Origin of the sequence: Micromonospora sp. NPDC049799 (assembly GCF_040656655.1) — a bacterium.
Lineage (GTDB): Bacteria > Actinomycetota > Actinomycetes > Mycobacteriales > Micromonosporaceae > Micromonospora.
In genome coordinates, this window is the sequence record NZ_JBFAMU010000915.1 from 1 (window position 1) to 1,061 (window position 1,061).

Sequence of the window (1,061 nt, forward strand, 5' to 3'; positions counted from 1 at the left end):
CCTTCTCCACCAGCGGCGGTAATCGTGGCGGTCACCCTGCTCTGCGGCGCGGCCACCGCGGCCTGCGGACCGATCGTCTTCGTCGGCCTGCTGGTACCGCACCTCGTCCGCGCCCTCACCGGGCCGGACCTGCGGTGGCTGCTGCCGTACTGCGCGGTGCTCGCCCCGGTGCTGCTGCTCGGCGCGGACGTGCTCGGCCGGGTGCTGAGCCGGCCGGGCGAACTCCAGGTCGGCATGGTCACCGCCGTGCTCGGCGGGCCGCTCTTCCTCTGGCTGGTGCTGCGTCGACCGGTGGCCCACCCGTGATCGTCCTGCGTACCCCCGGCGGGTTGTCCCTGCGGCTGCGCCCCCGCGCCCTCGCGGTCGGCGCGGCGTGCGCGGTGCTGACCGTGGCGCTGGGCGTCGTCGCGATCGGCAGCGGCGACTACCCGATGAGCGCCGCCGACGTGCTGCGCACCCTGGCCGGTGGGGGCTCCCCCGCCGAGGACTTCATCGTGACCGAGCTACGGCTGCCCCGGCTGGTCACGGCCGTCGCGGTGGGCGCCGCGCTCGCCCTGGCCGGCGCGGTCTTCCAGTCGCTGGTCCGCAACCCGCTGGGCACCCCCGACATCCTCGGTTTCACCCAGGGAGCGGCGACCGGCGCGCTCGTCGTGGTGGTGCTCGGCGGTGGCAGCGCGATGCTGGCCGGCGCCGCGCTGACCGGCGGGCTCGCCACCGGCGTGCTGGTGTACGCGCTGGCCTGGCGGCGGGGCGTGCACGGCTACCGGCTGATCCTGGTCGGCATCGGCGTGGCGGCCATCCTCACCGGCGTCAACGGGTGGCTGCTGACCCGTGCCCCGCTGATGGACGCCGCCCGGGCGGTGCTCTGGCTCACCGGCAGCCTGGACGGGCGCGGCTGGTCGAACGCGGTGCCCCTGCTGGCCGCGCTGGCCGTGCTGGTGCCGGTGGTGCTGCTCACCAACGGTCCCGCCCTGCGACTGGTGGAGATGGGCGACGACGCCGCGAGCGCGCTCGGCGTACGCGTGCAGCGCCTGCGGCTGGTCGTGCTGGCCGCGGCGGTC

Annotated in this window: 2 protein-coding genes; both read left to right on the forward strand. The window is 76.2% G+C overall.

Translation table 11 applies throughout. The features are described 5' to 3' along the window. A partial coding sequence (locus AB0I76_RS30605; protein ID WP_357042818.1) for an iron chelate uptake ABC transporter family permease subunit occupies window positions 1-306 on the forward strand: 306 nt, incomplete at its 5' end. Beyond that, window positions 303-1,061: iron chelate uptake ABC transporter family permease subunit (locus AB0I76_RS30610; protein WP_357042821.1), on the forward strand; the 759-nt coding region annotated here is incomplete at its 3' end. The genes AB0I76_RS30605 and AB0I76_RS30610, both read left to right, overlap by 4 nt.